At 68.9% G+C, this 24174-nt stretch carries 19 protein-coding genes and 1 pseudogene; 11 read left to right on the top strand and 9 right to left on the bottom strand.

All coding sequences use genetic code 11. From position 1 onward, the window contains the following. The first annotated feature begins 68 nt into the window (after window positions 1-68). From trhO to TPAU_RS14885, 4 genes are all read left to right on the top strand, one after another. On the top strand, window positions 69-905 hold the full coding sequence (gene trhO, locus TPAU_RS14900) for an oxygen-dependent tRNA uridine(34) hydroxylase TrhO (protein WP_013127585.1): 837 nt from the start codon (window positions 69-71) through the stop codon (window positions 903-905). After that, complete coding sequence (locus tag TPAU_RS14895; protein WP_013127584.1) at window positions 902-1981, top strand: CobW family GTP-binding protein; 1080 nt, start codon at window positions 902-904, stop codon at window positions 1979-1981. The genes trhO and TPAU_RS14895 overlap by 4 nt, the downstream gene beginning before the upstream one ends. Window positions 1982-2140: 159 nt before the next feature. Further along, window positions 2141-3532 carry an N-acetylmuramoyl-L-alanine amidase family protein gene (locus TPAU_RS22000; RefSeq protein ID WP_013127583.1) on the top strand — a complete coding sequence of 464 codons (1392 nt, stop codon included), beginning with the start codon at window positions 2141-2143 and terminating at the stop codon, window positions 3530-3532. A gap of 76 nt (window positions 3533-3608) precedes the next feature. Then, window positions 3609-4538 (top strand): SDR family oxidoreductase, encoded by a 930-nt coding sequence (locus TPAU_RS14885; RefSeq protein WP_013127582.1) that lies wholly within the window; start codon window positions 3609-3611, stop codon window positions 4536-4538. Here the strand turns inward: TPAU_RS14885 and TPAU_RS14880 are convergent. Then, window positions 4521-5117: a TetR/AcrR family transcriptional regulator gene (locus TPAU_RS14880; protein WP_013127581.1), complete on the bottom strand. Its 597-nt coding sequence runs from the start codon at window positions 5115-5117 to the stop codon at window positions 4521-4523. The genes TPAU_RS14885 and TPAU_RS14880 overlap by 18 nt on opposite strands. Window positions 5118-5253: 136 nt before the next feature. Between TPAU_RS14880 and TPAU_RS14875 the strand changes: the two genes are divergently transcribed. The 4 genes from TPAU_RS14875 (at window position 5254) to nrdE (ending at window position 9037) form a co-directional block, all read left to right on the top strand. Then, a complete protein-coding gene (locus TPAU_RS14875) occupies window positions 5254-5787 on the top strand; it encodes an NADPH-dependent FMN reductase (protein WP_013127580.1) in 534 nt (177 codons plus the stop codon). Window positions 5788-6140: 353 nt separating this feature from the next. Beyond that, window positions 6141-6389: a redoxin NrdH gene (locus tag TPAU_RS14870; RefSeq protein WP_013127579.1), complete on the top strand. Its 249-nt coding sequence runs from the start codon at window positions 6141-6143 to the stop codon at window positions 6387-6389. A gap of 3 nt (window positions 6390-6392) precedes the next feature. Next, window positions 6393-6857: a class Ib ribonucleoside-diphosphate reductase assembly flavoprotein NrdI gene (nrdI, locus tag TPAU_RS14865; protein ID WP_013127578.1), complete on the top strand. Its 465-nt coding sequence runs from the start codon at window positions 6393-6395 to the stop codon at window positions 6855-6857. Next, window positions 6854-9037, top strand: coding sequence for a class 1b ribonucleoside-diphosphate reductase subunit alpha (gene nrdE, locus TPAU_RS14860; RefSeq protein ID WP_013127577.1), 2184 nt, complete (start codon window positions 6854-6856; stop codon window positions 9035-9037). The genes nrdI and nrdE overlap by 4 nt, the downstream gene beginning before the upstream one ends. 113 nt (window positions 9038-9150) lie before the next feature. Here the strand turns inward: nrdE and TPAU_RS14855 are convergent, their stop codons facing one another. Together TPAU_RS14855 and TPAU_RS23585 are read right to left on the bottom strand one after the other, a co-directional pair. Beyond that, entirely contained in the window at window positions 9151-11778 is a 2628-nt protein-coding gene (locus TPAU_RS14855; RefSeq protein ID WP_041945122.1) for a molybdopterin-dependent oxidoreductase, read from the bottom strand. Window positions 11779-12078: 300 nt separating this feature from the next. Further along, window positions 12079-12570, bottom strand: a pseudogene (locus TPAU_RS23585) (FAD binding domain-containing protein); the annotation flags it as partial. Window positions 12571-12677: 107 nt separating this feature from the next. On the opposite strand from TPAU_RS23585, the gene TPAU_RS14850 reads away from it, so the two are divergent. Continuing rightward, the gene (locus tag TPAU_RS14850) at window positions 12678-14138 is read left to right on the top strand and encodes a helix-turn-helix domain-containing protein (RefSeq protein ID WP_013127575.1); all 1461 of its coding nucleotides are present in this window, start codon (window positions 12678-12680) and stop codon (window positions 14136-14138) included. 1 nt (window position 14139) lies between these two features. Here TPAU_RS14850 and TPAU_RS14845 read toward each other — a convergent pair whose 3' ends face one another. Together TPAU_RS14845 and TPAU_RS14840 are read right to left on the bottom strand one after the other, a co-directional pair. Further along, window positions 14140-15471, bottom strand: coding sequence for an amidohydrolase family protein (locus TPAU_RS14845; protein ID WP_013127574.1), 1332 nt, complete (start codon window positions 15469-15471; stop codon window positions 14140-14142). After that, the gene (locus tag TPAU_RS14840; RefSeq protein ID WP_013127573.1) at window positions 15471-17393 is read right to left on the bottom strand and encodes a solute carrier family 23 protein; all 1923 of its coding nucleotides are present in this window, start codon (window positions 17391-17393) and stop codon (window positions 15471-15473) included. The genes TPAU_RS14845 and TPAU_RS14840 overlap by 1 nt, the downstream gene beginning before the upstream one ends. Before the next feature lie 133 nt (window positions 17394-17526). On the opposite strand from TPAU_RS14840, the gene TPAU_RS14835 reads away from it, so the two are divergent. After that, window positions 17527-18117 (top strand): nucleotidyltransferase family protein, encoded by a 591-nt coding sequence (locus tag TPAU_RS14835; protein WP_013127572.1) that lies wholly within the window; start codon window positions 17527-17529, stop codon window positions 18115-18117. Then, a complete protein-coding gene (locus tag TPAU_RS14830; protein ID WP_013127571.1) occupies window positions 18114-18935 on the top strand; it encodes an XdhC family protein in 822 nt (273 codons plus the stop codon). Before TPAU_RS14835 ends, TPAU_RS14830 begins: the two co-directional genes overlap by 4 nt. On the opposite strand, the gene hpxO is transcribed toward TPAU_RS14830, so the two are convergent. From hpxO to TPAU_RS14810, 4 genes are all read right to left on the bottom strand, one after another. Continuing rightward, complete coding sequence (hpxO, locus tag TPAU_RS14825) at window positions 18936-20129, bottom strand: FAD-dependent urate hydroxylase HpxO (RefSeq protein ID WP_013127570.1); 1194 nt, start codon at window positions 20127-20129, stop codon at window positions 18936-18938. A 79-nt stretch (window positions 20130-20208) separates the two neighbouring features. Next, the gene (uraH, locus tag TPAU_RS14820) at window positions 20209-20529 is read right to left on the bottom strand and encodes a hydroxyisourate hydrolase (RefSeq protein ID WP_013127569.1); all 321 of its coding nucleotides are present in this window, start codon (window positions 20527-20529) and stop codon (window positions 20209-20211) included. Further along, on the bottom strand, window positions 20526-21035 hold the full coding sequence (uraD, locus tag TPAU_RS14815; protein ID WP_013127568.1) for a 2-oxo-4-hydroxy-4-carboxy-5-ureidoimidazoline decarboxylase: 510 nt from the start codon (window positions 21033-21035) through the stop codon (window positions 20526-20528). The genes uraH and uraD overlap by 4 nt, the downstream gene beginning before the upstream one ends. A gap of 76 nt (window positions 21036-21111) precedes the next feature. Continuing rightward, the gene (locus TPAU_RS14810; RefSeq protein WP_013127567.1) at window positions 21112-24147 is read right to left on the bottom strand and encodes an MMPL family transporter; all 3036 of its coding nucleotides are present in this window, start codon (window positions 24145-24147) and stop codon (window positions 21112-21114) included. Window positions 24148-24174: the final 27 nt, after the last annotated feature.

Raw genomic sequence — 24174 nt, 5'->3', positions numbered from 1 at the left:
CGGCCCCGCCCTGCGAAACCCTTGCACGCAGTCTGAGCCGAACGCCGCGTCGATAGAATGGCGGTGTCATGGGCAAGATCGTGCTGTTCTACGTGTTCACCCCGCTGGCCGATCCCGAGGCGATCCGGCTGTGGCAGCGGGCGCTGTGTGAGGCGAACGGCCTGCGTGGCCGGATCCTGGTGTCGCCGCACGGGATCAACGTCACCGTCGGGGGCGAGATCCGGGCGGTCAAACGCTACGTGCGCGCTACCAAGGAATACCGGGCCTTCGCGGGAGCCGATATCAAGTGGTCCGACGGCTCGGCCGAGGACTTCCCGAAGTTGTCGGTGCGGGCCCGCGACGAGATCGTCACCTTCGGCGTGCCCGATGAGATCGTCGTCGATGCCGACGGGGTGCGCGACGGCGGAACCGCACTCAGCCCCGAGGAGGTGAACGAGCTCGTACGGCAGCGCCCGGACGCCGTCTTTTTCGACGGGCGCAATGCGATTGAGGCCGAGATCGGACGCTTTGCGGGCGCGGTGGTGACCCCGGCCAAGACCACGCGCGACTTCGTGGGTCTCCTGGACTCCGGTGAGTACGACCACCTCAAGGGCCGCCCGGTGATCACCTACTGCACGGGGGGCGTGCGCTGCGAGGTGCTCAGTGCGCTCATGCGCAACCGCGGGTTCGGCGAGGTCTATCAGCTCGACGGCGGCATCGCCCGGTACGGCGAACGGTTCGGCGACGGCGGCCTATGGGAGGGCGCGATGTACGTTTTCGACCGCCGCATGAGCGTGTCGTTCTCCGACCGCAGCAAGCGCATCGGCCGGTGTGCGCAGTGCGGGACGCCCACGTCGAACGTGGCCAACCTGCCTGAACCGCGCGACCGTGAGCTGGCCGTGCTGTGCGAGGACTGCGCATCGTGAGCCGGCGCCCGGTGCCGGTGGTGGTGGTCGCCGGATACCTCGGGGCGGGCAAGTCGACGCTGCTCAATCACCTGTTGTCCAATGCCACGGGAGCCCGGATCGGGGTAGTGGTCAACGACTTCGGTGCGGTCAACATCGATGCGATGCTGGTGGCGGGCGGGAGTGGCTCCGGCGCAGTACAGACGGTATCGCTGAGCAACGGGTGCGTGTGCTGCACCGTCGATGACGACGAGCTCGAGGACGTGCTCGGCGCGTTGGCCGCACGTGACCTGGACGTCATCGTGGTCGAGGCCTCCGGTCTCGCGGAGCCCGCCGCGATGGTGCGCCGCGTCGTGCTCGCCTCCGATCCCCGGATCGACTACGGCGGGTTGGTGTACGTGGCCGATGCAGCGCACCTCGATGAGACCATGCGCCGGCACCCGTCGCTGCGGCACCACTTGGCGCTCGCCGACCTGGTGGTGCTCAACAAGATCGATCTCGCTGACGAACCGGACCGGGTGGCCGCCGTCGTACGTGGATACGCACCGTCGGCCCCGCTCGTCCGGACGGTCGACGCGGCCATGCCCACGGCCCTGCTCGTCGATCCGCAGGTGCTGGCCGACCGCGCCGCCGCGCGCGACCGCATCGCACGCCAGCTCACCCTCGATGAAGCGTTGCGGGCGCAGGCGCACCACGACCACGGTGAGCACGACGGCGATCACGAGCACTTGCACGATGCCTATGCCGCTGTCGACGTCGCCGCGGGACCGGTCGACGCGCGGCGGATGGCGGATCTGCTGTGCGATCCGCCGCCCGGGGTGTTTCGGGTGAAGGGCTTCGTGACCGTCGCCGACGGCACCCGGCTCGAGGTGCACACGGTGGGTCGGCACGTGCGCACCGGCCTGGAGCGTGGTCGCCGGACCGGGGAGCCCACCGTGCTCGTCTTCCTGGGTGTGGGTCTCGATGGTGACGATCTCCGGGCCCGGGTCGAGGCGTGCGCGGCGACGCCCGAGTCGATCGCTGATACCGCGGGTGTGCTCTCCCTGCTGCGCTTCTCCGCTGCAGCCCAGGAGGATTCGACCATCACCGAGGTCTGACCACCGGCGCGCGGAAGATAACGGAACGGTAACGATCGCCAGGCGGGTTTCCCTAAAGTCTCAATTAATGGTTCACTGTTTCTCGTGTGACTGATGTGACGAAAGTTGCACAAGAGACTTGGAAGGAGAGCGGCACCACTTCCCCGGTGCCCAGCTGCCATGAAGAAGACCAGTGTCCTCGCGGGCCCGCTGGCTGTCGCCGCCGTCGCCCTGTTCGCGACGCCCGGCCTCGCCGCCGCAGACCCCGCTCCCGCCCCTGCCCCCGCAAAGCCCCTCGACGGTAAGACGGTGTTCCTCGATGCCGGCTCGTCGGTCTCGTCGGCGATCGATCAGGCGAGGAAGGTCGCCGACGGTCGCGGCGGATCCGTCCCGTGCGTGAACCCGGTGGCCATCGCGGCCAACGGAACCCCCGATCACAAGATCAACTTCGCCGTCACCAAGATGGTCGAAGCCGCGCTGCAGAGCCAGGGCGCCAAGGTGATTCTGTCCCGCGCCGACGACGCCGGCTTCGGCGGCTGCATCGACGAGCGCGCCACCAAGGCGAACGCTTCGGGCGCCGATCTCGCCGTGAGCATCAACAACGTGGTCCAGGACGCGGCCCAGCGCGGCTTCCTCTTAGAGACCCCGGCCGCAGGCGCCAAGGATGCGAAGGTCGGCGATGCGCAAGCCGTCAGTGCGCCCGCAAGCACCGTCGTCCGTGATGCACAGCGGGTCGGCGGCTTCGTCCCCGCGCAGTACCTCGGTGGCAAGGACGGCCTCGCGCAGACCGTCAGTGCCCTGCCGTCGCTGGTCACCATCCCGCTCGTCTACGCCAACCTCGGCAACCTCGCGAACCCGGAGGACGCCGCGCTTCTCACCTCGCCCGATGGCCAGGTGCAGTACGCCGCCACGATCGCCAACGGCGTGATCTCCCAGCTCACCGGCAAGCCGGTGGCAGGGAAGGCCGTCGCCGAGCCCGTGCAGGCGCCGGTGCAGACCGATCCGGGTGCCATCCCGCAGCCGCCCGTCGGCACCGCGCCCGCGGCGCAGGCCCCGGCCGCGACCGCGCCGGCCGCGCAGGCTCCGGCTGCCCCCGCTCAGACTCCGATCGTGCCGGCCGTGCCGGGTGGCGGCACCGCCACCACGCCGGTGAGCCCGGTGACGCCCGGCCAGCCCGGAACCTCGCCGATCGTCTCCGGTGTTCCCATGCTCCAGGGCGGCGCCCCGGCGGGGACGCAGCAGGCGCCGACGGCCACCGTGCCCGGCGTGCCTCAGGTCGCCGCGCAGCAGCCGGCACCGTCGGTCTCGATCCCGGGTGTGGGCCAGCTGACACTGCCGCAGCTTCCGCAGATCACCATCCCCGGCCAGAGTCAGCCCCTCGGAATCAACACGCTGTTCGAGATGGGGCCGAAGGCCGTCGAGTTCCTGTCCAGCCCGCAGGGCTCGCAACTGGTGAGCACGCTGATGTCGAGCCCGCAGGCGCTCGCATCGCTGCAATCGGCCCAGGGGCCCGCAGCAGCGGCCGACATCCTGAAGTCGATCCTGGGCGCCGGAGCACTGCTTCCGCGCTAGTACCCCTCTGCTTCCGTCGGGGACGTCACGCCCCGACGGGAAGCGGTAGCGCGGCCGGTTCTGGCAAGCTGGCGATATGGCACTTCGCGATATCGTCCGGCTCGTCCACATGGCTCCGCCGATCAAGGACCTGAAGGGGAAGAAGGTCCTCGTCACCGGCGCTGCCAGTGGGATCGGGCGCGCTACCGCGAATCTTCTCGCGGCGCACGGCGCCGAGCTCGTGTTGACCGATATCAACGCCGAGCAGCTCGACGCCGTCACCCGCCACGTCACCGCCCTGGGCGCCAAAGTCATCGCGTCCAGGGCGTTCGACGTCTCCGATTACGACGCGGTCGTCGCCTTCGCGGACGAGGTGCACGCCGCGGTGGGCTCCCTCGACATCGTGATGAACATCGCCGGGATCTCGGTGTGGGGCACCGTGCAGAATCTGACCCACGAGCAGTGGCGCAAGACCGTCGACATCAACCTCATGGGGCCGATCCACGTGATCGAGTCGTTCGTGCCGCCGATGATCGCAGCGGGCCGCGGTGGACAACTTGTCAACGTCGCCTCCGCCGCAGGCCTGCTCGCCCTGCCCTGGCATTCGGCGTATTCCGCCGCCAAGTTCGGTCTGGTGGGAGTTTCCGAGGTGCTGCGATACGACCTGCGGCGCTACAACATCGGCGTCAGTGTCGTGTGTCCCGGTGCCGTACAGACCGGGTTGGTCAAGACCGTCGAGATCAACGGGGTCGACCGCACCAATCCGAAGGTGAACGCGGGCATCGACTCCTTCCCGAAGGTCTCCCCGGAGAAGGCGGCCCGCGCCATCATCGCGGGCGTGCTCAAGAACAAGTACCTCGTGTACACCTCGTTCGACACCCGATTCGGCTACTTCTGGAAGCAGAAGTTCGCGCCGCCCTACGAGATCGCGATGCGGATCGCCAATGACCGCTTCGCCTACCTGGCGAAGATCTCCGAACGCGGCCAGGCCGTCCCGGCCGAGGAGCTCTCAGAGAGCGGTCAATAGTCGTACATGCTCTGACCACACCGAGTCCAGCGTCTCCTGCGAGACGCCGGAGGCGAGCTGGTGTAGCACCCAGGCGGGACTCAGCGTGGACATCAGTGCAGCAGCCCACACATCGGCCTGCGCGGTGCGGCCCGCTGCCACCAGCATGGATCGCACGGTCATCGCGGACACCCGCCACGGAGGCTCGTCGTACGGATCGCGGGCGGCCTGTTCGGCGCCGCGGAGCAGGTCGCCGTGGCGCGCGATCATCTGCATCCGGGCCTTGCCGTATTCGACGAGGCGCTCCGTCGGATCTCCACCGGGCCCCAGAGGTGGCGGACCGAACATGAAGGTCTGCTGCAGTTCGATCTCGTCGTGGTCCAGAAGGGCCTGGAGCAGGCCCGCGCGGGAACCGAAGCGGCGGAAGACGGTGCCCTTGCCCACCCCCGCCGCCTGCGCGACCGCGTCCATGCTCACCGCATCCACGCCGTGCTCGGCGAACAGACGCTGTGCGGCATCGATCAGCAGTTCGCGATTGCGCGCGGCATCGCGCCGCGGGCCGGCCTGCGGCTGGGCGAGGGGGATCAGTGGACCGGTCATCGAAAGTGAGCGTACCGGGCGCGATTTCCACTCACCATGATCTCGGGGAAGAAATACGGACCGAAGTCCGTTAGCTTCAGGTGGAAGCGGCCCGCCCGGGCCGACGATCCGGCCTGCGAACTGAGGAGTTCAGAACATGTCCGATATCACCGTCCTCGCGATCGTCGGATCGCTGCGGAATGCATCGCTCAATCGCGAGCTCGCCGAAGTGATCGCCGAGAACCCGCCGCACGGTGTGCGGGTCGAGATCGCCGACGGCATCGCCGAGGTGCCCTTCTACAACGAGGACATCGACGGTGCGCAGGCGCCTGCCGCCGCGGTGGCGCTCCGGGAGCGGATTCGTGCGGCGGACGCGCTGCTGCTGCTGGCGCCTCCGAACAACGGCACGCTGAGTGCCGTGCTGAAGAACGTCATCGATTGGGGCTCGCGGCCCTACGGCGACAGCGTGCTGTCCGGCAAGCGCGTCGCGCTGGCCGGAGTGGGGCATCGGCTCGACACCACGCTCGGTGACGCCGAGCGGGCCGTGACGATCGCCGGTGGCGAAGTTCCCGAGGGGCTCGTCGAGGAGTTCCCGATCTCGGGCCTGGACGGTAAGTCGCCCCGCGAGCACGACGAGGCGGTGCGACGCGCCGGGGACCTCGTCGAGCGGCTCGTGCAGCCGGTGCGATAGCGCCGCCCGGCGTGTCGCGCGCACGCGGCGTGTCCTGGGGATTCACGATGTACAAGGAGTGACCGGCAGCCTTACGACCTGGTAATTTCACAAATGTTGTTCGCAAGTGGTTGTGTCGCTTCCTAGTGACGACCACTAGGTGTAGTGTTCTGAGCACTGCGCGAGCGGGCGCCCTCACCGGGCGAACGGACGGCTCCACGGGCATCGGAAGACGCCTCGGCGGGCGGAACGAGTTCACGCAGGCAAACGCCGTACCGGCGGATGCGGGCGACGAAGAACTTGTCAGTCCACAGGTCCATAATCGAGTTCCAGGCGCCGCCGGGAACTCACATCCGATGAAGGGGAGCCGTCCCATGAGCCAGGTCGAGATCACCGTCTACACCAAGCCCGCGTGTGTGCAGTGCAACGCCACGTACAAGGCGCTGGACAAGGCCGGCCTCGAGTACCGGCTGGTGGACATCACGGAGGAGCCGGAGGCGCGGGACTACGTGATGGCCCTCGGCTACCTGCAGGCGCCGGTCGTCGTCGCGGGCGAGGATCACTGGTCGGGCTTCCGCCCCGATCGGATCAAGGCACTCGTCGCCGCCACGGCCACGGCTTAGACCATGTCGGCCCCGCTCGTCGTCTACTTCTCGTCGGTGTCGGAGAACACGCACCGATTCGTGAAGAAGCTGGGTCTGCGCGCCAAGCGCATCCCGGTGGCCCGAGCGGGCGAGCCGATCACCGTCGACGAACCCTTCGTCCTGATCACCCCCACCTACGGCGGTGGGAAGCAGGCCACGGCGGTCTCCGGCGGGGGATACGTCCCCAAGCAGGTGATCCGGTTCCTCAACGATGCGCACAACCGTTCGCTGATCCGGGCCGTCATCGCGGCCGGCAACACCAACTTCGGCGAAGAGTTCTGCTACGCGGGAGACGTCATCTCCCGCAAGTGCAAGATCCCCTACCTCTACCGGTTCGAGCTCATGGGAACCGCAGAGGACGTGGATCGCGTCCGCAGCGGGCTCACTGACTTCTTCGCCGCCCCCGAACACCGCACCACCGACCGCAAGGAAACCGCGCGCTCATGACCGCAACCCAAGAAGACCTCGCACCCTCCGTCAGCCAGTCCGGCGTCCACGCCGGTCCGGGCGGCCACTCCGAGCTCGACTTCCACGCGCTCAACGCGATGCTGAACCTGTACGACCGGGACGGCAACATCCAGTTCGACAAGGACCGAGAGGCGGCGCGGCAGTACTTCCTGCAGCACGTCAACCAGAACACGGTGTTCTTTCACAACCTCGACGAGAAGCTCGATTACCTCGTCGAGGAGAACTACTACGAGCCCGAGGTGCTGGACAAGTACAGCCGCGCCTTCGTCAAGAACCTCTTCGATGCCGCCTACGCCAAGAAGTTCCGGTTTCCCACCTTCCTGGGCGCGTTCAAGTACTACACCAGCTACACGCTGAAGACCTTCGACGGTAAGCGGTATCTGGAGCGCTTCGAGGATCGTGTGTGCATGGTGGCGCTCACCCTCGCCGATGGCGACGAGAAGCTGGCAACAAGCCTGGTCGACGAGATCATCGCGGGCCGCTTCCAGCCGGCCACCCCCACCTTCCTGAACTCGGGCAAGAAGCAGCGTGGCGAGCCCGTCTCCTGCTTCCTGCTGCGCATCGAGGACAACATGGAGTCGATCGGCCGCTCCATCAACTCGGCGCTGCAACTGTCCAAGCGCGGCGGTGGAGTGGCGCTGCTGCTCAGCAACATCCGCGAGCACGGCGCGCCGATCAAGAAGATCGAGAACCAGAGCTCCGGCGTCATCCCGATCATGAAGCTGCTGGAGGACTCCTTCAGCTATGCCAACCAGTTGGGCGCCCGCCAGGGCGCGGGCGCGGTGTACCTGCACGCGCACCACCCCGATATCTACCGCTTCCTCGACACCAAGCGCGAGAACGCGGATGAGAAGATCCGCATCAAGACGCTGAGTCTCGGCGTGGTGATCCCCGACATCACCTTCGAGCTGGCCAAGAACAACGACGACATGTACCTGTTCTCGCCGTACGACGTGGAGCGCGTGTACGGGGTTCCCTTCGCGGACGTCAACGTCACGGAGAAGTACCACGAGATGGTCGACGACTCGCGGATCCGCAAGACCAAGATCAACGCCCGCGAGTTCTTCCAGACGCTCGCCGAGCTGCAGTTCGAGTCGGGCTACCCGTACATCATGTACGAGGACACCGTGAACCGGGCGAACCCGATCGCGGGCAAGATCACTCACTCCAACCTGTGCAGCGAGATCCTGCAGGTGTCCACGCCGTCCACGTACAACGACGACCTGTCCTATGCCGAAATCGGCAAGGACATCTCGTGCAACCTGGGCTCGCTGAACATCGCGAAGACCATGGACAGCCCCGACTTCGGCGCCACCATCGAGACCGCGATCCGCGGCCTCACCGCGGTCTCGGACCAGACCGCCATCACGTCGGTGCCGTCGATCGAGCACGGCAACAACCTGAGCCATGCCATCGGTCTGGGGCAGATGAACCTGCACGGCTACCTCGCCCGTGAGCGCGTCTTCTACGGTTCGGAGGAGGGCGTCGACTTCACGAACATCTACTTCTACACGGTGCTCTTCCACGCGATCCGCGCCTCGAACGCCATCGCACGGGAGCGCGGTCAGTCCTTCGGAGGCTTCGAGGACAGCAAGTACGCGTCGGGCGAGTTCTTCGACAAGTACATCGATCAGGAGTGGAAGCCGGCCACCGACAAGGTGATCGGGTTGTTCGCCGACTCCGAGATCCGCATCCCCACGCAGGACGACTGGCGCGCGCTCAAGGCCGATGTGCAGCAGTACGGTCTGTACAACCAGAACCTGCAGGCCGTGCCGCCCACCGGTTCGATCAGCTACATCAACCACTCCACCAGCTCGATCCACCCCGTTGCGGCGAAGATCGAGATCCGCAAGGAGGGGAAGATCGGCCGCGTCTACTACCCGGCGCCCTACATGGACAACGACAACCTGGAGTACTACCAGGATGCCTACGAGATCGGGTACGAGAAGATCATCGACACCTACGCCGCGGCCACGCAGCACGTGGATCAGGGCCTGTCGCTGACGCTGTTCTTCAAGGACACCGCCACCACCCGCGATGTGAACCGTGCCCAGATCTACGCATGGCGCAAGGGGATCAAGACCCTGTACTACATCCGCCTGCGGCAGATGGCGCTCGAGGGCACTGAGGTCGAGGGCTGCGTCAGCTGCATGCTGTAGTCAGCGCGCACGGCGAACGGGCGCCATCCGGATTATCCGGGCGGCGCCCTCCGTCGTCTTCGCGAGAGGCCTCCGCACGACGTCGTGGACGGCCGTCCGGCGCCTGATGCGTGTCAGCGTCTGTCCGAGCTCGCCCGCCACACTCGATCCCGGGACAAGGGCAGCGTCCGGATCGGCGTGCCGATCGCGTCGGCGACGGCGGCGGCCAGTGCCGGGGCCACCGGGTTGTACGGCGCTTCACTCATCGACTTCGCGCCCAGTGGGCCGAGCTCGTCGTGCGTCTCTGCGAAGACCACCTCGGTGTCGGGGGCATCGCCGATCTGGGGCACGTGGTAGTTCCGCAGCTCTGGATTCTCCACCGCCCCGGACTCATCGATCCGCATCTCCTCGTACATCGCCGTGCCGAGCGCCTGCACCACCGCGCCTTCGATCTGCCCCCGCAACTGTTCGGGATTGAGTACCGTCCCGGCATCGGCCGCATGCACGGACCGCAGGATCCGCACCTCGCCGGTCTCGCGCCGCACGGCCACCGTGAAACCCTGCACATTGAAGGCCAGCGAGCGCGGCGTACCGTCGTGCCGCCCGCGTCCGACCGTCCCGGCGAAGTCCCGCAACGAGATTCCATCGAGCGGTGCCTGCGGTCCGAGACTCAGGGCGGCGCGCACCTGTCCGGCTGCGTCCTCGGCGGCGGCGAGCACCGCCCGCCCCGCCACGACGGTGCCCGCGGATCCGAAGGCGCCCGTGTCGTGCCCGACCGCGTCGGTATCGGACTGCCGGATCGTCACCTCGTCCGGGCGGCAACCGAGCGACCGGGCCACGAGTTGTCCCAACACGGTAGTGGTGCCGTTCCCGAACTCCGCCGTGCCCACCGAGAGCACCGGCCCCTCGGTCGTCAGCTCGACGGTGGCATCGGCGACGTGCCCCCGCGGCGGCAGTGTCGCGATCATCGCAAGTGCGGCGCCACGGCCGATCGCCCACCCGGGCGGACCGTCCGCCGGCGTGCCCAACCGCCGGTCCACCGCGTCGAGACACTGGTCCAGTCCGTAGCTGCCGCCGTAGGTGAGATCACCGTGTTCCGGATCCGGGCCGGCCACGTGGAAGTCCACCAGCGGGTCTCCGGGGCGGACTACATTGCGGCGCCGGAACTCCACCGGATCCAGCCCCGCCTGCACCGCCAGTTCGGTCATCGCACCCTCGATGGCGAAGCCGACCTGCCCCAGCCCGTATCCCCGGAAGGCGCCGGACGGCAGCGTATTCGTGTACACCGCCCGCGCTTCGATCCGCTTGTTCGGGCATCGATACACCGCGACGGATTCGCTGCAGCCATGGAACATCACGCCTGTCGAATGATTGCCGTAGGCACCGGCATCGGCGAGCACATCGATGTCGAGCGCGGTGAGCACGCCGTCGCTATCGCAACCCGCGCGGACACGCACCCGCATCGGATGCCGCGAGGGCGCGGAGACGAACTGCTCGCGCCGGGTCATCTCGCATTGCACCGGAACGCCCAGACGGAGTGCGGCGTGCGCGACGTAGGCCTCCAGCAGCATCTCCTGCTTCCCCCCGAAACCGCCACCGACCCGTCCCGTGAGCACGCGTACCCGGTCCCGGTCGAGACCCAGCACCAGCGCCAGCTCGTCACGGACGAGGAAGGGCACCTGCGTGGAACTGCGCACAGTCAGGCGGCCGTCGTCGGCGACCCACGCTCGGGCGCAATGGGTCTCCAGATGGACGTGCTGTACTCGCCCGGTGCGCCATACCTCGTCCACCGTGTACGCCGCCGCATCGAGCCCGTGCTCGACGTCTCCGGTGTGCGCCGAACCAGCGGCCACGAGATTGCGCCCGGCGTCGGCGATCCGAGAGGCGGCGCCCTTGTCCCCGTGCACCAGGACCGTCGAGCCCATCGCCGTTTCCGGGTCGAGCACCGGGGGCAGGACCTCGTACTCCACCATCACCGCCGCGGCGCCGCGCTCGGCCGCCCGCGGATCGTCCGCGAGGACGGCGACCATCCGCTGGCCCACGTACCGGGCGATGCTGTCGTAGAGCACCGTATCGTCGGGATCGTCCTCGCGATGATGGTGACGGGCCCAGGAATGCAGCACACCGGGATCGTCGTCCGGGCCGAGCACCGCGCGCACACCGGCGATCGCCAGCGCGGGTGTCGCATCCACGGTGAGCATCCGGGCGTGCGCGTGTGGGCTCAGCACGAATCGCAGGTGGAGGGTTCCCACGGGTGGCGCCTCGTCCAGGGTGAACGCCGCCGTCCCGGTCGCCACGGGGTGCGCCGCGGGCGCCCGCGGACACTCGGCGCCGGCCTCGCCGGCGAGCGCGCTGCGGATCGACCGGTAACCCGTACACCGGCACAGGTTGCCTTTGAAGGCCTCCGATTCGTCGCGGGGGCCCTGCCCTTGGCGGTGCGCGGTCGCCGTGACCACCATTCCCGGCGTGCAGTAACCGCACTGGAATCCCGCCGCAGCGACGAAATCGCCGGCCACAGCGCCGGTCTCGCCCGCCGGGGCCAACCCCTCGGCGGTGACGATCTCCGCACCGTCGGCCCGGAACGCCGGAGTGATGCATGAGTGCCGAGCGATGCCGTTCACCAGCACGGTGCACGCTCCGCAGTCGCCGTGGTCGCAGCCGCGTTTGACCGCGTGGGCACCCACATCGCGCAGCACGGTGCGCAGGCAGCGGCCGGGGCCCGCGTCGACCTCGACGGCGCGACCGTCCACGGTGAGCTTCACGACGCCCAGCCCAACTCGGCGGCGGACCTCGGCGGCGAGGACCCCGACCACCGCACGCCGCCAATCGGCGGCCCCGTGGACATCGTCGACGAACAGCTCGTCCGGAATCGTCGAACCCGCCGACGCCCACGGGGTTCCCGAGCCGAGGACCACCGGCCGGTGCGTGGCCGCCGTCACCACGAGCCGCGGAGTTCCGTCCGGTTCGGTGCGGCCGATCACCAGCACTCCAGAACGTCCGCGATCGGCCATCGCGGCTTTCCGTAGCGCTGTGGGCGCGGCGAGAGTGGCGGCCGGAAAGAGCAGACTGCGGATCACATCGCCGGGTTCGAGCACGGTGCGACCGCTCCAGCGCACGAAGTCCTCCGCCGCAACCACGTCGACGGTGCCGGCGGCCCGCCAGATGAGCACCTCGGCCTGCAGCGCCACCGCGACCGCGATCATGGCCCCGGCCGGGTAGGCCAGCGCGAGATTCCCGCCGATCGTCGCGGCACCGAGCACTTTGAACGAGGCGAGCAGGCACTGCGCGGCCTCCCCGAACAGTCGCGTCGCCGGCCAGTCGCCGGGGAATGCGAACGTCGCCAACTCCTCGAGGGTCGCGGTGGCCGCCACGTCCACGCCGTCGGATCGCACAGTGACCGGCCGCCAGCCCAGGGCCATCAAGTCGACGAGCGTGGTGTGTTCGAGCTGCGGCTCGGAGAAGACCCAGGTGCCACCCGCGACGAGCAGCCCGGATCCGGGGAGCGCGCCCCGCTCGCCGGGGGCGATCACGGTGGCGATGGTGGGGAGGTCCATGGGTCGATTCAACGGGCTTCCGCAGTCCGAGGACACCGCTCCGGCTACGAAATCCTGTGGTTACACGGCGACCTTATTGTGGGAATCTACGACGGAAGGAGTGCGCCGTGCGGCTGGGCCAGCTGATCGACGACCCGGAGTTCCGGCTGCGCCTGCTCGTCGACCCCGGTGACGCCCGCGCGATCGAACTCGGCCGTGTCTTCACTACCGACCAACCCGTTCCCGAGCGGTATCTCAGCGGCGGCGAACTCGTGCTGACGGGGCTGTTGTTCCACTCGGGGGACGCGGCCGAGAGCGTGCGGTTCGTCGACTCCGCTGCTGCCGGCGGTGCCGTCGCGATCGGCGCGGGTATGGATCACTTCGGGGCGGTACCCGACCATTTCGTGGACGCCTGCGCCCGAGCCGGGATGGCCCTGTTCGCGGTGCCGGCCGATGTCTCCTTCGGTGATCTGACCCAGGCGTTCATCCACGCCGCCCAGCGGCAGGCGGAGCAGGTACACGCGGCCCTCGACCGGTCCCGCAAGTTGCTGGCGGCGCTCGCGGAGGGTCGCGCGCTCGACGAGATCGCGGCCTCGGTGGTGGCGGCCACCGGAATCGGTTGCCAGCTGATCACCGCGGCCGGGAAGCGGGTCGCGGCGGTGGGGCTCGCGACCACCGATAACCAGCTGGACGAGATCGCCGCCGCCGCGCGGACCACCCGGAGCTTCCCGCTCGCGGTCGCGGGCGGCACGCTCGTCCCGGTGGGATCGCGCCGGAATCTCGCGTCCGCGTGGTACCTGTTCCTCGGAGCCGTCCCCGCTGCGATCGGCCGCGACGCATGGGACGCCTATGACGAGTTCATCGCGATCACCACGTTGGTGCGCGCCCGGGAGTCCGATGTCGCGAGACTGGTGGACGCGGACGGCGATGCGGCCGTCGCGGCTATGGTCGGCGGCGACGGTGCGCTCGGTCCGGGCAGCGTCGTCGTGGTGCGTGGCCGCGATCCCCGGGTGCTCCGCGGGCTGGTGCGCGATGGCCTGGTATCGCTGGCACGGGTCACCGTCGGCGTGGACACCGGTGACGTGATCGCGCACGTGCCCGGTGGAGCGGTCGCGGCGGCCTGTGCCGAGCTACGCCGACACCTGGAGCGGGTCGCACCGATCGTGGACGGGCGCATACGCATCGGTGTCTCCGATCCGTCGCCGGCCGAGGGGGTGGGCGGCGCCGTGCGGGCCGCGCGACTGGCCGCCGATCTCGGGGACGGCGACTCCGTGAGCATGCACACCGCCGCTGAACTGAGTTCGGCCCGTGCGTTGTTCGCCTACGTCCCCGATCGGGTTCGCGAAGACTTCGTGGCCAGGGTTCTCGGTCCCGTCATCGAGCACGACCAGCGGTCCGGTGCGGAGCTGGTGGCTACACTACGAGTGTTCTTGGCGACCGGAGGCTCGTGGGTACGGACCGCCGACGAGCTGCACCTGCATCCGAACTCCGTGCGCTACCGGATCGGTAAAGCCGCCGAGTTGAGCGGCCGCGATCTGGCGGACAACCGGGCCCGGGTCGATGTCTCGCTGGCGCTCGAACTGCTCTGAGCTAGGGGGCGTGAACCCGCCGCCCACGCACGTGGGTCGAGGCCACGGCGTCCTCGCGCATCGTCATGAGCAGGGTGAACACCTCCGCTTCGGCCCCATTCCCGCCGCTGTGCTCGAGCTGATCGCGTAGCCCCGGCGAGCGGTCGGGATCGATCACCACGAAGTCGGCGTCCATGCCCACATCCAGGTTTCCGATGCGATCATCGAGATCGAGGGCTCGGGCACCTGCGTGGGTGCACAGGTCGAGCAAGGTCGCGGCGTCGAGTGCGATCGAACCCTCGCCGTCGCTGAGGTGCACCTTGTACGCGGCGTTCGCGACGCGGGGCAGGAGCCACTCGTCGCCGGCACCGACATCGGTGCCCAGTGCCACGGTGACGCCGGCGTCGGCGGTGCGCCGCCACGGCATCGTGCCCGACCCGAGGAAGAGCTGCGAGACGGGACAGTGCGCGATCGACGAGCCCGCCCCGGCCAGACGGGCGAGTTCGTCGTCGTGGCAGTGCACGGCGTGGGCGAAGACCGAACGGCGGCCGAGGAACCCGGTGTAGGCGTCGAGGTAGTTCGCGACCCCGTAGGTGCGGCGCACGGTAGCCACCTCGCCGTCAGGGCCCGAGTCGTTCTCCGAGAGGTGGGTGTGGAAGTAGACGCCCCGCCCTCGAACCTCGTCGTAGAGCGTGGCGAGTCGTTGCATATCGGCGGGAGCCAGCGACAGCGCGAAGCGCGGAACCACGGCTGCGCCGATCAATCCGCCACCGGCCCCGTGCCACTCATCGATCTCATCGCGGCACAGGCCGAGTGCGGTATCGAGGTCGGTCAGCAGCGGACCGGCCGCGGGCGGCCCGAGCGTCTGCACACCGCGCCCGGAGACGGTGCGTAGCCCCCACGCGAGCGACCGCGTGTACAGCGCCTTCTGCGCCTGTGGGAAGGCCGATCCGAACACCAGGGCGGTGGTGGTGCCCACCGCGGCCCGGCGCGCGCAGAATGCCTCGGCGGCGACCTCAGCGAAGGCGGGGTCACGCAGGCGCGCCTCCGCCGGGAAGATGCAGCGTTCCAGCCAGGTGAGCAACCGACCTCCGCCGTAGGCACCGGTCGAGAAGACCTGCGGGAAGTGCACATGGGTATCCACGAACCCGGGGCGCAGGTAGCCCCGGCGATGGTCGGTGACCGGTGCCGCCGAGTACTCGGCGGGCAACCGGGACCACGGGCCGCGGTAGCCGATCGTTCCGTCTGGGCGCACGACGAGCGCACCGTCGGGCTCGATCCGCAGCTCGGGGCCGTTGGCACCGGAGACGGTGTCGACCAGCCGTGCCCGGAAGACACTCGTGCGCACGGGCATCACCACCGACGCTCGATCGCCGGACCCGCCCCGAGCGCCGAGGCGATCGGGTTCGCGTTCGCCACGGTGTCGTCGAACCGGTAGTTGACGATCTTGGCGACCTCGACCACCGCGAAGGCGCGTTCGGTGGCCGCAGAGTTCTCCAGGCGTTCGCGCCCCGATCGCAGGACCCGGTCGTAGTGCGCGATCTCCCGGGCGCACACCACCAACGGGAAGCCGAACTGGTCGCGGTAAGCCACCGCCAGTGCGTCGACTTCGGCCCGCTCTTCGGGACCGAGCTCGGCGAGGGCGACGTGATCGGCCGCCAAGGCCTCGCCGTCGGAGCTTCGTGCGCCGAGATCGGGAAAGGAACGGATGAGATCGGTCTTCTCAGCATCGGATCCGCCGAGGATCGCTTCCGCGAAGGCGGCGCGCAGTGCTCCGGTATCGGCGAACGGCGCCTCGGCGAACGCGCGGTCCAGAACCCAATCGTTGTTCTGCACCACCGATCCGAAGACCTCGCCGAACCGCTGTCGCGACATGCGGTTGACTTCCGGGAGCGTGATAACCCCCACCGCCGGGCCTCCTGCGACCGCCGGTCCCTCGCGTCGGCCGACGTGGAAGAACAACACGTTCAGGGCGATCGCGGTGACGCTGCCGAGCGTGATCCCCGATCCGAACAGGATCTCCAGCCACGGCGGTACCGCCTCGGAGATCTTCGGGTAGGTGGTCACCAGCAGTCCCATTCCCAGCGACGTGGCGACGATGATCAGATTGCGGTGATCGGAGAAGTCCACCCGTGAGAGCACTTGGATACCGATCACCGCAACGGTGGCGAACAGGGTGAGCGCCGCGCCGCCGAGCACGGGCGCGGGAATCGCCGCCACCGCGGCAGCCCCCTTGGGCAGCAGGCCCAGCACGATCATGATGCCACCGGCCGCCGCCACCACCCAGCGGCTCTTCACGCCGGTCAGGCGCACCAGCCCGACATTCTCCGAGAAGCAGGTGTAGGGAAAGGAATTGAAGACTCCACCGATGATCGAGGCGACCCCGTCGGCGCGGACGGTGGCGGCGATCTCCTCCTTGCCGATACGTTTGCCCACGATGTCGCCGGTGGCGAACACACTGCCGGTCGATTCGACCGCGATGATGAGCATGACGACGATCATCGAGATGATGGCGATCGGGTCGAACCGGGGCATACCGAAGACGAACGGATGCGCGAAGCCGATCGCGTCGGCGCGACCCACCTCGTCGAAGGAGGCGTCGCCGAGCAGGAAGGCGACGGCGGTGCCGCCCACGAGGCCGATCAGGACCGCGACCGTCTTCATGAAGCCGCGGAAGAAGCGCTGGATCAGCACGATCACCGCGATCGTGCCGAGTGCATACAGCAGCCACCGGGCGTTCGCGGGGTCTTCTTGTCCGGTATGTGGATTCGTGACGGCATCGCGCGCACCCACCGGCAGCAGTGAGATGCCGATCAGCGTGAGCACCGTGCCCGTGACCACCGGAGTGAAGAACTTCAGCAGGCGCGCGAAATACGGCGCGATCAGGAAGGTGACGATCCCTGCGACGATGACGGCGCCGTAGGCGTACAAAAGGCCCGCGGTTCCGCCGCCCTTACTGAGCGCGATCGCCACCACCGGGCTCACGCACGCGAAGGTGACACCCTGCAACAGGGGCAGTCGCACGCCTACCTTCCAGAAGCCCACAGACTGGATGATCGAGGCGATACCGCAGGTGAACAGGTCCGCCATGATCAGTAGGCGCAGCTCGTCGGCCGACAAGCCGATCGACCGCGCGATGATGATGGGGACCAGCACCGCCCCCGCGTAGAAGGCGACGACGTGCTGTGCGCCGTACGCGACAAGCCGACCGGCGGACGGCACCCGGTCAACGGGGTGCGTCGTGGCGGCACGCGTGGGCGAGAGGGATGCGGTCATGGCACCAGCGTGCTCGCGGTGCGCGCGTCGCGCCTGCGCCGGAGAAACGAAAAGTACGGCGCGCACGGGCGTGGCTTTGGAGGATCGCACAGGTGCCGCGCGGAGGCGGGGAGGTCGTGCCTACACTGCGGCGATGCACGACCGACAGGCCGGTGAGGACGCCGGATTCCGCCCCACCGGAGTGCTGCTCGCCGCCGGTGCGGGCAGCCGATTCGGCATGCCCAAGGTGCGCGCGGACGGCGGTCGCTGGGCGGACTCCGCGGTACGGGCGCTCCGAGCGGGCGGGTGCGGCAGCGTGCTCGTCGTTCTCGGGGCCGACCCGTCGGCGCGGATCGCCGGGGCGCGGACCGTGCTCGCCCCCGATTGGCAGGTGGGTTTGAGCAGGTCGGTGGCGGCGGGGCTCACGCGCGCCGACGGTGCGGTGGTGCTGATGCCCGTCGACACTCCGGATGTGAACGCCGAGTGCGTGCGGCGGGTGATCGCGGCAGGGTGTTGCGCATCGTCGGGTATCGCCCGCGCTGTCTACCGCGGGACGGTGGGGCATCCGGTATACGTCTCGGCGGAGCATCGCCGTCCGCTGGCGCGGGCGCTTCGCGCCGCTGGACCGCTGCACGCGGATCACGGTCTCGGACCGCACCTTCCGGGGGCGACGGTGCGGGTCGAATGCGGCGACATCGCGACCGGACGGGATATCGATCGTCTCGCTCCTGGAGTCGGACCGTGAGACACGCACTCCCGCAATCCTTCCGCCTGGCTGTGAGCGCGCTCCCTGGGCCATTCGCCGTGGCGACGATCGACGAGGTCACCCGGCCCGCGCCGCTACCGGTGGGTGAACAGCTGCTGGTGTGGGAAGGCGGAGCGGTGGGCTCCATCTCGGCCGGATGCGTCGAGAGCGATGTGATCGCGGTCGCCCACCGGGTCCTCGCGGACGGTAGGCCGCGCACCCGGACGTACGGCCCTGAGGGCGCGCCCTTCGCGGCGACCACCTGCGGTGGAACGCTGCGGGTAGGGATTGAACCGGTCACCGCCGGAGGCGATCCGGACCAGGTTCTCGCCGCCATCGCCGAGCGAGGTCGGCGGGCCGCGCCCACGCGCCGGCTGTTCCTCGTGGGGGCGACCACGCTCGCGGCGTCGCTCGCGTCCATCGCAGGTCCACTGGGGTATCGAGTGGTGGTGATGGACCCCCGGCCGGCCTTCGCCACCGCGATGCAGGTCGCTGATGCGGATGAGGTGATCTGTGGATGGCCCGACAGAGAACTCGGACGCGCAAATCCGGGGCCGCACGACGCGCTCGTTCTGCTGACCCACGACGAGCGATACGCCACGGCGGTGCTCGCGGCGGCGCTGCGCGCCGGCGTCGGGTACGTCGGTGCTCTCGGGTCGGTCACGACCGCGGAGAGGCACCGCACCGCCCTCGCTGCCGCCGGTGTCGCCGGAACCGCCATCGCGGCTCTCCGCTCACCCGTCGGGATCGCGATCGGGGCGAGCGGGCCGGGTGAGATCGCGGTGGCCATCGCCGCCGAGGTGATCGCACACCGGTGATCAGGCTCCGAGCACGCCGCCCCCGAGGTTGATCGGGCTGTCCTCGATGTTTCCCACGATGCCCCGGATGATTCCAGCCCCGTCGGTACCGCGGAGGCTGTCGTACCAGGCCTGCGTGATCGCGGGGTCGAAGGCGTGTGTCTCGTCGCCGCGTCGCCGCGCTCGCAGCACCAGTTCGCCGGCGCGCTCCGAGCGGATCCGCTGGTACCGCAACAGTGAGTCCTCGACCGACACGGTGTTGGTGGCAACGGTGATCCCCAGGGCGAAGGCGTCTTCGAGCGCGGAGCACGCACCCTGGCCGATATCGGGCGCGGTGTTGTGTGCGGCGTCGCCGAGGATCGCGACGCGGCCCTTGACCCAGGTGTGGAAGGGATCGACGTCCCAGATCTCGACCCGATTGAGCGAGGACGCCGGGTCGATGGCGTCCAACAGGGTCTGCACACCCGGCGCCCAGCCGGCGAATGCCGCGCGCAACGGGGCGATCCCGTCGTCGGGATCGTGGGCCAGGCCTGCGGGCTGCGGAACGTCGAACCAGAAGTAGAACCGGCCGCCCGCGATCGGCATCACCGCGGCCCGTTTCCCCTCGGCCACATAGGTGGTCCACTGATCCGCCGGCCCGATATCCGCATCGAGTGCGACCAGCCCGTTGAAGTTGGTGTAGCCCGAGTACTTCCGCTCGATCCGCGGCGCGCCGTCGCGGGTCACGTAGTCACGGATCGTGGACCGGGCCCCGTCGGCTCCGATCAGCATGTCGGCGGTGTCGGTGCTGCCGTCGGCGAAGGTCGCGGTGACGGTGGTGCCGTCGTCGTGCACCTCGGTCAACCGCATGCCCAGGCGGATGTCGTCCACGCCGAAGGTCCGCATGAGGAGCGCCTGAAGATCCGCGCGCGCCACCGGATACGGTTTCTGCCCGGTCATGGTGGTAACCGGAGCGAGGCTGAACCGGCACAGCTGCTCGCCGCTGTGCCCGTCGTGGTACGCCATGGTCGCCATGTCTCCGCCGAGCGCGGCGACCTGCTCGGCGAGGCCGAGCCAGTTCAGCACCTTCACACCGTTCGACCACAGCGACAGCGCCGCACCCACCGGCTTGTTCTCGCGCATCTTGTCGTAGATGGTCACGTCGTGACCGAGCCTGCGCAGGGCGATACCGGCACTGGTCCCGCCGACGCCGGCGCCGATGATGATGACCTTCATGCTTCGGCACGCTATGCGGGCCGTGTCACGCGAGTATTTCCGATCCGGCCCAGCGGATTACGGCGGTGTTTCGCGTCGGTCAGCTTCCCCGGTACGTGGTGTACGAGTACGGGCTGAGCAGCAACGGCACGTGGTAGTGCGGGGCGTCGGCCACGGTGAAGGCGATGGTCACGGACGGATGGAAGCTCGCGCGGCCGGATTCCGCGAAGTAGCGGCCGGTGTCGAACCGGAGTTGGTAGTCGCCGTCCGGCAGATCGTCGGGACCGAGAGCGAGGCGTCCGTCCGCGTCGGTGCGGCCCCGGGCGATCTCGGGACCGCCGGGCCGCGCCAGCACGGTTTCCACGCCGGCGGCGGGGCTGCCCTGAACGGCGTCCAGGATGTGCGTGGTGATCCGGCTCATGCCGGTGCCTCCTCGGTCAGATCGGAACGGATTCGGAGCAGGGCGATCTCGTTGAGCGCATCGAGCGCCTCGCGCAGCTCGGCATCGTCGTCGTTACCGAGCCGCCGGTGCGCCTCGCCGAGGATCTCCGCGGCAGTCCGGCCTGCCGCACGGACCAGAAAGACACGGCCGAACCGGGACTCGTACGCGGCGTTCGCATCCGTGATCGCCGCGTGCAGTGCTGCCGTCGCGTCCGCGACCGCGGCCTGCTCGGACGCTGAGGCGCGGGCGTCGGCGCCGTCGCCCTCCGCGCGCTGACCGATCCGGGGATGGTGAGCGAGCGCGGCATCCAGGTCGCGGTCCGTCCACGCCGCGGCGAGTCCGGTAGCGGTGGCTTCGAGATCACTGATCGTTCGGTACGGACGGCCGGTGACCACCCCGTCGACCCATGCGGGAATCGCGGCCCACACCGCCGCGATGCGGGCCGCCTCGGCGGGGGAGAGGGCGTTGAAGTCGGTCAGCTGCACCGCTTCAGCGTAGTGACTCCCGAGCGATCACACCCGGTGGCGCGCCTACCGGGACACCGCGTGCCTCACGCGTGCCTCACGCCTTGGCGGGCCACCAGATCCGATTGCCCGCGATGGCCATCACCGAGGGCAGGAGGTAGGTGCGCACCACCGTGATGTCCAGGACCAGGCCGAGCGCGATGGTCGAGCCGATCTGCAACAGGTTGATCACGGTACCGCCCATCAGTCCGAGCATGGTGAGCGCGAAGACGATTCCGGCGGTGGTGATCACGGAGCCCGTGCTACCGAAGCCGCGCAGGATGCCGCTGATCATGCCGGAACCGGATTCCTCCCGAATCCGTGCGGCGAACAGCATGCTGTAGTCGGCGCCCACCGCGACCAGTGCCATGAACGCGATCGGCAACACGCTCCAGTCCAGGTCGATCCCGATGATGTACTGCCACACCAAGGTACTGACGCCCGCCGCTGCGGCGAACGAGACGATCACCGCCGCCACCATCACCAGAGGGGCTACCAGGCTGCGCAGCAGTACGCAGAGCAGGATCAGCACCGCGAGCACCGCGATCACACCGAAGGTGGCGAAGTCCTTCCACACCTGATCGCGCATCTGCGCCGAGAGTGAGGTCAGGCCCGAGGTGCGGACCTCCGATCCCTCGAGACCGGTTCCCACCAGTGCATGACGGGCCGCGTCGGTCAGTTGCGGCACCTCGTCGAGCGCCTCGGAACCGTACGGATTGATCTTCCACACCGCGAGCATCCGGGCGCTGCGGCCATCCGGCGACATCAACAACTGGGAACCGGTCACGAAGCGAGGGTCGGTCAGACCCTGTTCCGGGAGGTAGAAGCCGCGGCCGGCGCCCGCATCGGTGCCCGTCTGCACGCCGCGCAGGTAGTCGACGGCCTGCTGCAACCCGGCCTGCAGAGCGCCGGTCATGGTGAGCATCTGCCCGGTCCCGGCACGCACTTCGCCGAGTCCCGCGGTCAGCCGGGCCATCCCGGACTGCAGCTCGCCGACGCCCGCACTGAGGCGCTGGAGCTCGGCCCGGACCTGTTCGGGGCTGCGGTCGCCGAGCTGGTCCATCAGGCCGCCCAGGCTCGCGATCGCCACCTGGACCTTGTCGATGACGGTGCCCAGTAGGGTGACCGCGCCGACCGGCTGTAGAGCGACGGTCTGTTCCAGAACGGGTCGCGCCCGGCCGCCGGTGGCGGCGTCGAGCTCGGCCAGAGCGGCCCGGGCGCGCATGCAGGCACCGTCGGCCCGGCACGCGGCGGACGGTTCGCCGGTGACCAGCGGCCCGAGGACCGACCGGGCATCGCGAGCCAGTGGGTCGACCTGCGTGGCCAGCCTGGTCAACGCCGGTAACGTCCCGCGCACCGCGTCGATGGCGCCGGTGGCGGTCGCGAGTGCTTCGCGACTGCCGGCGCGCCCTGACGAGGCCGTGCGCACCACGTCTTCGACGGCGCCGTACGCCGACAGCACGCCGTTGGCGAGGGCAACCACCTGGTCGGTTCCGGCCTTGAGCTCCGGAAGGCGGTCACTGGCCTGCTGCGCGCCGTCGTGCAGTTCGGCGACTCCGGACGCCAGCCGCTTCAATTGCGGTGTGGCATCGGCGATCTGCTTCTCGCCGCCGGCCAGCCGGTCGGCCACCTGGCCGGTATGGAACCCGACCGCCGATTCGGCGATCGGTTGACCGTCGGGCCGGGTGATCGATCGCACGTACGCGATCTGGGGCAGGCTCGCCACCTGGGCGGCCGCGAGTTCGAGGGCGGCCAGGTCCCTGGTGTTACGCATATCGCGGTCGGACCTGATGAGGATGTACTCGGGGCTCACCTCGTTGACGCCCCAGTGCTCGTAGACGCGGTCGTAACCGACCTTGGAATCGGTGCTGCGGAGCTGCATGCTGTTCTCGTCGAAGCCGATTCGCAGGGTAGGCAGCACGGAGGCCGCCGCCACCAGGATCGCGAGGCACACCACCGTGATCGGCACGGCATGTCGCACGATGCGGGCGCCCCGGTGGCGCCATTTGCGCTCGTCGAGCGGGCGGGGCTCGGCCTTGCCGCGTTCACCCAGCAGCCGCAGCAGCGCGGGCGGAACCGTCAGTGCCACGAGCAAAGTGACGGCCACCGCGATCGCGGTCGGCGGCCCCGCAGTGCGGAACATGCCGATCTCAGTGAACGCCATCGAGCAGCACGCAGCGGCGATGGTGAGCGCCGAAGCCACCAGAATGGTGGACATCTTCAGCGAGGAGTACGCGGCGGCCTCACGTGCCGGTATCCCGCGCCGGCGCCCCTCGTGGTAGGCCGCGATGGCGAAGATGGCGTAATCGGTACCGGCGCCGAGCACCAGCGCGGTGCCGATGGCGATCGTGAAATTGGATATCGAGAGAACCTCGTTCATCCCGAGGAGGCCGATGATCGGCCGGGACACCGCGAGTCCCAGCCCGATCGTCACGAGCGGCACCATCGCGGTCCACAGTGATCGATACACCACGAGCAGAACCATCGTGATGAGCAGGACCGAGATCACGGTGATGATCAGCAGCGAATAGTCGATGGCGGAGAACAGATCTGCGAGCGTGGGGGACGGCCCGGTGTAGTGGACCTCGGTGCCTTCCGGCGCCGCGGCGTCGTCGACCATCGCCCGTACCGCGGTGGTGGCGTGGTGCGCCTGCGTGGAACCGGCGTCGCCGGTGACGGCGAAGACGAGGTTGATGGCCTTCCCGTCCGGTGACAGACCGACGGCGCGGGTCTCCGGCTTCGAGTACGTGTCCAACAGCCAGGCCACGTTCTCCCGATCGGCCTGCAGTTTCTCCAGTAGCCGCTGGTAGTACGCGCGGTCGGCATCGGAGATTCCAGCGGGATTGGTGATCACCACGGAACCGATCCCGGTGGTGGGCACGGTGCCGAAGTCTGCGGCCATGGCCCGCAGGTTGTCGACCGCCTCGAGATTCTGCGCGACGAACGGCGCCGAATGCTGCGAGACCACCTTCTCCAACTGGGGCACGGCGACGTTCAGCACGCCCGCCAGTGCCACCCAGAGCCCGAGCACGAGCCACGCGTGGCGAGCACACCATCGGCCCAGTGCCTCGAAACGCTTGCTCTCGTGTTTCACCGCGCGCCTCCGCCGTCATTCGTTACA

It is taken from the genome of Tsukamurella paurometabola DSM 20162 (assembly GCF_000092225.1).
Taxonomy (GTDB): Bacteria; Actinomycetota; Actinomycetes; order Mycobacteriales; family Mycobacteriaceae; genus Tsukamurella; species Tsukamurella paurometabola.
The sequence above is the reverse complement of the archived record's forward strand: the minus strand, read 5'-3'. Positions and strand labels throughout refer to the sequence as shown.